The organism is Lacticaseibacillus absianus, from assembly GCF_013407595.1.
In the GTDB taxonomy this organism is placed as follows: domain Bacteria; phylum Bacillota; class Bacilli; order Lactobacillales; family Lactobacillaceae; genus Lacticaseibacillus; species Lacticaseibacillus absianus.
The window spans coordinates 1-5,755 of sequence record NZ_JABEKX010000008.1; the positions used below are offsets into that span (position 1 = coordinate 1).

Below are 5,755 nucleotides of genomic sequence, written 5' to 3' on the forward strand. Positions count from 1 at the left end.
CAGCTGCGCGCCGCGATCGGCGACGCCACCGTCGGCGAGACGGCGCTGTGGAAGGTCACCAACAAGGCAAACAAGCGCGGGGCACGGGCCCTGCGCATCACACGAAAGAAGGAAAACTCATGAAGAAAATTACAGTCACAGCCCTTGATGGACGCGTGTTCACGGCGATAGTCGAGCGCGTGAGTGTCACCACTGACCGCGATGGCAACCTGATCAGCGTAGAAGCCGGCGATGGCTACAACGACAATCACGCCTCACTATCGACAATCGAGTACGTCAAGCCAGGAGAAGTGCTGGCGATTCAAACAACGTCAGATGACGCCAAGGAGGAAGACTGATGGCAAGTAGTAGCTTAGCAAAGACGGTCAGCGGGGCCGTCGCTCAGTCCGGTAACGGCGCAGGTAAGATGGTCAAGAGCCTACTCAACAGTGACAGCATGAAGCACCGCTTCGGCGAAGTCATGGGGGCCAAGGCACCGCAGTTTATGAGCTCGATCGTCAACCTGGTCAACAGTTCGCAGCCGCTGCAGGGTGTTGACGGTATGAGCGTGATCAGCTCCGCCATGGTCGCCGCGACCCTCGATCTGCCGATCGACCCGAATCTGGGCTATATGTACATCGTGCCGTTCAACGAGAAGCAGGCTAACGGCAGCTATATCAAGCGCGCACAGCCGCAGATGGGCTATAAGGGCTACATCCAGTTGGCGCTTCGCAGCGGGCAGTACAAGGCCATCGAGGCCGGCCCGGTGTACGAGGGCGAGATGACCAACTGGGATCGATTCACCGGCCACTACGAGCGCGGCGAGAAGATCAGCGACAAGGTCGTCGGGTACTTCGGCCACTTCGAGCTGATCAACGGTTTCGAGAAGACGGTCTACTGGACGGCGGAAGAGATGGACGCGCACCGCGTCAAGTTCTCCAAGTCTGGCAACTACAACGGCAAGCCAAGCGGCACCTGGAAGTCCAACTACGAGGCCATGGCCACCAAGACGGTGATCCGCAACATGCTCAGCAAGTGGGGCATCCTGTCGATCGAAATGCAGGACGCCGTGGTCAAGGACGAGCGGCCACAGGTCTACGACGCCGAGACCGGCGAGCTGTCGGACGATCCAAAGTGGGCCGGCAACGCAGCCGAAGAGGACGCGGTCGACCCGGGCATCGCGGCGAAGGCCGACGCCTTCTTCAACAGTCAAGAGGCTGGGGAGGTCTCCAATGGATAGCGAGCAGTGTGAAATCTGCGCGATCTGCGGCAAGCAGGACGCTGCCTACATCGGTGATGGCGACTTCCTTTGCCAGAGCACCCGCGAAGTCTACAGCGCCTGGTAGGAGGTGAGCTTATGGCAGACGGGGGATGGATTGCACTGCAGCGGAAGATTCAGACGTCGTTTGTCTGGGCCAACCCTTACGTCCTCAAGCTGTGGCTGCTGATTCTTTTCAAGGCCGGGTTCTCTGAGAACAAGTTCCTGTTCAACGGCAAAGAAGTGAGGGTGGACAGAGGACAATTCGTCACGGGCCGCGTCGCACTGGCATCCGAGTACAACCAAGGCGTGACACGTGAACACATGCTGTCGCCCACAAGTATCAATCGCTGGCTGAAAAAATTTCGAGATTTAGGAATGGTGGACATCCAAACGAACGCCAGATACAGCGTCATCACTGTGATTAACTACGACCTGTACCAGCCGGGTGGACAACTAGTGGACACAAGGCGGACAGCAAGCGGACAGCAGGTGGACACAATAAAGAACTCTAATAACTCAAAGAAAGAGTCATCATCATCGTCAGCGCGTTCCGACGTCCTGGATTTTTGGCAGCAAAACGGCTTCGGCCCGATGGCGCCCAAGGTCATGCAAGACCTCGACTTCTGGGTCAAGGACCTGCAGGCGATCGGCGCGAGCGAGGCGTCAGCCAACCAGCTGCTGATCAAGGCCATGTCGGTGGCCATAGACAACGGCGCGCGCAACTACGGCTACGTCAACGGCGTGCTGCGCAACTGGGAAGGTAAAGGCTTCACTACCCCGGAGGCGGTGGACGCGTTCGAGGCAGAGCGTGCGGCGCAGCGCGCGGCAAAGCGGCCCGGGACCGGCCGGCGACCAAACACTCGGGCACCAATCGAAGGCCACGTCTTCACCGATGAGGACCTACCTTTTTAGGAGGACAGCAAATGGACCTAGAGACAACCGCGGGGCGTTTCGCCGCGCTAGAGACGTTCGACATGCCTTGCCCAGAGTGCGGCAAGCAACTACTGCGTCCCAAGGTGCTGAGCCGTGAGACCGGCAAAAAGATGGCCGGCGCCTGCATCCACTGCGGCTACATGCAGCCACCCACAGAACGTGGGGCCCGCGCCAAGCGTGCGCCGGAGCTGCAGCGCCAGGCACGCAAGAACAAGAGCCTGGCATACTACCGCGAGCATTCTGTGCTGGGTAACATGGCCATTGTGGCCAAAGACTTTCACAACTTTGTGGCCGCCAACGACGGGCAGCAGCGCATGCTGACCTTCGCCCACGGGGTGGCCAACCAGATCGTCCAGGGCAAGAAGATCCACGCGCTGCTGATCGGCACCGCCGGCACTGGCAAGAGCCACATTGCAAATGGCATTCTGCTGGAGGTGATGCAGAAGTCAGACTGGAAGCTGATGTGCATGTTCGTCGACCTGCCCAAGCTGATCGAGCTGCGTAAGACGTCGATCCACGACGGCCAGGATGATGTGCGCAGGCACGCCGACGACATCATGCACCAAATCGGGCAGGCAGACGTGGTGGTCATCGACGACCTAGGCGCCGAGCGCGGCACCGAGTACGACGTCGCCCTGGTTGACCAGATCTTCCGGCTGCGTGAGGACGAGACCACGATCATCACGACCAACATGACCGGGACGCAGCTCAAGGCGACCTTCGACGAGCGCACCATGTCTCGCATGTCGAGTCACGCGCAGGGTAACACCTTCGCCGTGCGCGGCATCGCCGATCAGCGGCAGGAGGTGCACGGATGAGACGCATCTTTAACAAAAGAAGGAGGGAACAAAACATGAGCATGTACGCAATCAAGAACACGGATGGCCTGTACCTAGGCGCCAACAGCATCATCGTTGCCGAGTGGACTGAGGATCTAGCCTCGGCTGCCCGTTACACCGTGCAGACCTCTGCACAGGGGGACGCAGAGCGTTGCGGCGGCCGAGTCGTCGAGCTTGGAGAGCTGATCGAGACCCCGAAGCCGGTCGTGGTGAGCGATGCGGAAGCGGAGATGCTGAAAAGGGCCAAAAACACAACCGTGTGGCGTCCCGCATCAGTCATAGCAAAATATGCATACGAGCATGAACGACAGGCAGATGATGAGGTGCTTCTTGAAGACCGCCTGATGCGCGCCTATGTGAACGGCTACACGGTCGAGAAGCCGAAGCGGTGGATCGTCAAGGTACCACACGCCAAGACACTGATTTACTTCAAAGTCGAAGACGTCGACGACCTTGGCGTAGCTCAGAGTGATTCAGAAGGCGCCTGGGTCGAGTTTACAGCCGCCGAAATCGAGCACTACGGACTGGGCGACTGCGAAAAAGTGGAGGCATCTAATGACAAGAATTGACATTGGTCGTGAGCACGGGGTGGAAATCAACGACGGGAGTGTCCAGACGATAGAATCCCATCTTTATGAGCCTGACATCATCACCGTAAGTGGCGAAATCACTGAGGTTCACATCGACACCTGGACCGGTCCGATCGCCGTATACATCGACGGCAAGCGGGTGAATAGTCTAAAGAAGCCGAAGCGGTTCGTCCTGCCGATGCCAGACGGGACAGCAAAAGAAACAAGCACAGCTATGCATGTCGCGATTCGCGAAGACTACGGTTCCTGGCATGGCAGTAAAGACCGATATGACATTACAGATCCGAATGATGTTTGCTATTTCGCCGTCACCCAGGCCGACATTGACGCGGCCCCGGATTGGGTCAAGGCAATCAAGAAGGTCGAGGTGATTGACTGATGGGACTTCGATTGGGAAACTTGAGTATCAAGGAACTAGAAAACGCATGTGGATTTGAATTGCCGGAAGATGAGCGTGACTTTATGAGCGCGCACAACAGCGTGAGCGCAAACAAGGTTGGCGCTCAAGAGTGGCATGGCTTCGACCTTCCGCAAAAATCGATTCACTGTGGAAGCAAGGCGTTTGCATTGACGGTGGTTGAACACCTAAAGCCATATATTACCAAGAGTACCCGAGCGCTGAGCGTGACGTGGGAGGTGACCGACGGTGAGTAGTCCGATGAAGGAAGACAGGTTCTGGTTGCTTGCTATGGCGCTGGGACTTCTGCGTGAGCTGGAAGACCGCGAGGAACGCGAGGGGCGGTATATCACACCGGAGGTGCGAGATGACAAAAATTAAGGTGCCAGGGCTGAAGCCTGGTGATTACGGCACGCAGCACTTTGCTATCGACAAGGCGGGTGAGCTTGCCATCGTAGGCGACCAAGCCCGACCCGCCATCCTCAAGCGCTACCGGCTCGAGCTGACCGATGATGAGATCCGCCGCCATGGTCTGACCGCACTGCGCGAGACCGGCACAACCTTCTGCGAAGAGGGCGATCACTTCAAGTCTAGCGGTGCCGACCTGCTGCGGGAGGCAGTCGTTGACTGGCAGGCCTATGCGCCAGATCAGCCTTTCGACGACTACTTCTGGGAATCACGCTATATCACTGCCAACAAGACTTATGAGTTTACTGACCAGCTGAAGATCATTCGGGAGGTGAATGACGATGGCAAGTGACCCACGACTGGACATGACGCCGCCGATGTGGGCGGCGGCCAAGATCACAGGGCGCCATCTACTGGCCTTCGATAAGCGCGTCTACTTCGAGCCCTCGAAGGCGGCCAAGCGGGTAGAGAAGCTCAATCGCATTGAGCTGGAGGCGTGGGAGAAGACACCAGAAGACGGGCGCCCGCCGCTCGGCTCGCGCTGGACCACGGAACGCGTCTTTGGCTGGGTAGATGTGACGGAGGGGCGCCTATGAGTGATCGGCTTTATATGATTCAGCGGCCCGATCGGCGGTTTGCTCGGCTCCAGAAGGTTGACGGTGAATTGCGACTAGCCGCCTGGGTGAAGGATCCACGGCTGGCAGGGATGCTATATGCTCGAGCACATGCTGAGAGCCTGGCCGAGGACCTCGGTGGGCGAGTAGTCGTCCTGGTGATCATGGACGTCCCCGCCGGGACCACGCAGGGAGGTGCACGATGATCAAGTTAGTTATTTCTGGCGAGCCGGTGCCGCAGGGGCGGCCGCGCTTCGCCCGGCGAGGCAGTTTCACCACCGCCTACGACCCGAAGACCTCGAAGGACTACAAGGCTCACGTGGCGGAGGAAGCCGGGAGACAGTACCAGGGACCGCCTGTGGCCGGTGCAATCGCCTGCGACGTGAAAGTCTACCGGCCAATCCAGAAGGCCGGCAGCAAGGCTGTAAGGGCCGCAAAAGCCGGGGGCCTGATTCGACCCACGGTCAAGGGCGACATCGACAACTATTTCAAGGCGATCACTGACCCGCTGACTGGGCTCGTGTGGGTGGATGACGCGCAGATCGTCGACGCCCACATCAGCAAGTTTTACAGCGTGGATCCACACGTCGAAATCTCAATCACTCAACTGGAGGAAGAATCATGACAGAACTGAAAGACAACAGCATCAAGGTAACCGGCACCGTACTCACCGCCACCGAGAAGACCGTCAACGACGACCAGGTGATGGAGCTCAAGGTGCGCATCCCGTCGAA

General features: G+C 58.5%; 11 protein-coding genes. All 11 read left to right on the forward strand.

Features of this window, described 5'->3' with window-relative positions; genetic code table 11:
* Positions 1-119 precede the first annotated feature (119 nt).
* Positions 120-338, forward strand: a complete 219-nt coding sequence (locus HII33_RS13505) for a hypothetical protein (protein ID WP_179396333.1) — start codon at positions 120-122, stop codon at positions 336-338.
* The gene (locus HII33_RS13510; protein WP_179396334.1) at positions 338-1,219 is read left to right on the forward strand and encodes a recombinase RecT; all 882 of its coding nucleotides are present in this window, start codon (positions 338-340) and stop codon (positions 1,217-1,219) included. Before HII33_RS13505 ends, HII33_RS13510 begins: the two co-directional genes overlap by 1 nt.
* Positions 1,220-1,336: 117 nt before the next feature.
* Positions 1,337-2,152 carry a DnaD domain-containing protein gene (locus HII33_RS13515; protein ID WP_179396335.1) on the forward strand — a complete coding sequence of 272 codons (816 nt, stop codon included), beginning with the start codon at positions 1,337-1,339 and terminating at the stop codon, positions 2,150-2,152.
* A gap of 11 nt (positions 2,153-2,163) precedes the next feature.
* Complete coding sequence (locus HII33_RS13520; protein ID WP_179396336.1) at positions 2,164-2,991, forward strand: ATP-binding protein; 828 nt, start codon at positions 2,164-2,166, stop codon at positions 2,989-2,991.
* A gap of 35 nt (positions 2,992-3,026) precedes the next feature.
* Entirely contained in the window at positions 3,027-3,581 is a 555-nt protein-coding gene (locus HII33_RS13525; protein WP_179396337.1) for a DUF1642 domain-containing protein, read from the forward strand.
* A complete protein-coding gene (locus HII33_RS13530; protein WP_179396338.1) occupies positions 3,568-3,981 on the forward strand; it encodes a hypothetical protein in 414 nt (137 codons plus the stop codon). The genes HII33_RS13525 and HII33_RS13530 overlap by 14 nt, the downstream gene beginning before the upstream one ends.
* The gene (locus HII33_RS13535; protein ID WP_179396339.1) at positions 3,981-4,256 is read left to right on the forward strand and encodes an SMI1/KNR4 family protein; all 276 of its coding nucleotides are present in this window, start codon (positions 3,981-3,983) and stop codon (positions 4,254-4,256) included. Before HII33_RS13530 ends, HII33_RS13535 begins: the two co-directional genes overlap by 1 nt.
* A gap of 110 nt (positions 4,257-4,366) precedes the next feature.
* A complete protein-coding gene (locus HII33_RS13540; protein WP_179396340.1) occupies positions 4,367-4,759 on the forward strand; it encodes a hypothetical protein in 393 nt (130 codons plus the stop codon).
* Positions 4,749-5,003: a hypothetical protein gene (locus HII33_RS13545; protein WP_179396341.1), complete on the forward strand. Its 255-nt coding sequence runs from the start codon at positions 4,749-4,751 to the stop codon at positions 5,001-5,003. The genes HII33_RS13540 and HII33_RS13545 overlap by 11 nt, the downstream gene beginning before the upstream one ends.
* Positions 5,000-5,227: a hypothetical protein gene (locus HII33_RS13550; protein ID WP_179396342.1), complete on the forward strand. Its 228-nt coding sequence runs from the start codon at positions 5,000-5,002 to the stop codon at positions 5,225-5,227. Before HII33_RS13545 ends, HII33_RS13550 begins: the two co-directional genes overlap by 4 nt.
* Positions 5,224-5,646 (forward strand): RusA family crossover junction endodeoxyribonuclease, encoded by a 423-nt coding sequence (locus HII33_RS13555; RefSeq protein ID WP_179396343.1) that lies wholly within the window; start codon positions 5,224-5,226, stop codon positions 5,644-5,646. The genes HII33_RS13550 and HII33_RS13555 overlap by 4 nt, the downstream gene beginning before the upstream one ends.
* The last annotated feature ends 109 nt before the right edge of the window (positions 5,647-5,755 follow it).

What these genes read in the sequence shown, in the direction of transcription:
- HII33_RS13505 (WP_179396333.1), top strand. Translation starts at nt 120, where the DNA reads ATGAAGAAAATTACAGTCACAGCCCTTGATGGACGCGTGTTCACGGCG.
- HII33_RS13510 (WP_179396334.1), top strand. Translation starts at nt 338, where the DNA reads ATGGCAAGTAGTAGCTTAGCAAAGACGGTCAGCGGGGCCGTCGCTCAG.
- HII33_RS13515 (WP_179396335.1), top strand. Translation starts at nt 1,337, where the DNA reads ATGGCAGACGGGGGATGGATTGCACTGCAGCGGAAGATTCAGACGTCG.
- HII33_RS13520 (WP_179396336.1), top strand. Translation starts at nt 2,164, where the DNA reads ATGGACCTAGAGACAACCGCGGGGCGTTTCGCCGCGCTAGAGACGTTC.
- HII33_RS13525 (WP_179396337.1), top strand. Translation starts at nt 3,027, where the DNA reads ATGAGCATGTACGCAATCAAGAACACGGATGGCCTGTACCTAGGCGCC.
- HII33_RS13530 (WP_179396338.1), top strand. Translation starts at nt 3,568, where the DNA reads ATGACAAGAATTGACATTGGTCGTGAGCACGGGGTGGAAATCAACGAC.
- HII33_RS13535 (WP_179396339.1), top strand. Translation starts at nt 3,981, where the DNA reads ATGGGACTTCGATTGGGAAACTTGAGTATCAAGGAACTAGAAAACGCA.
- HII33_RS13540 (WP_179396340.1), top strand. Translation starts at nt 4,367, where the DNA reads ATGACAAAAATTAAGGTGCCAGGGCTGAAGCCTGGTGATTACGGCACG.
- HII33_RS13545 (WP_179396341.1), top strand. Translation starts at nt 4,749, where the DNA reads ATGGCAAGTGACCCACGACTGGACATGACGCCGCCGATGTGGGCGGCG.
- HII33_RS13550 (WP_179396342.1), top strand. Translation starts at nt 5,000, where the DNA reads ATGAGTGATCGGCTTTATATGATTCAGCGGCCCGATCGGCGGTTTGCT.
- HII33_RS13555 (WP_179396343.1), top strand. Translation starts at nt 5,224, where the DNA reads ATGATCAAGTTAGTTATTTCTGGCGAGCCGGTGCCGCAGGGGCGGCCG.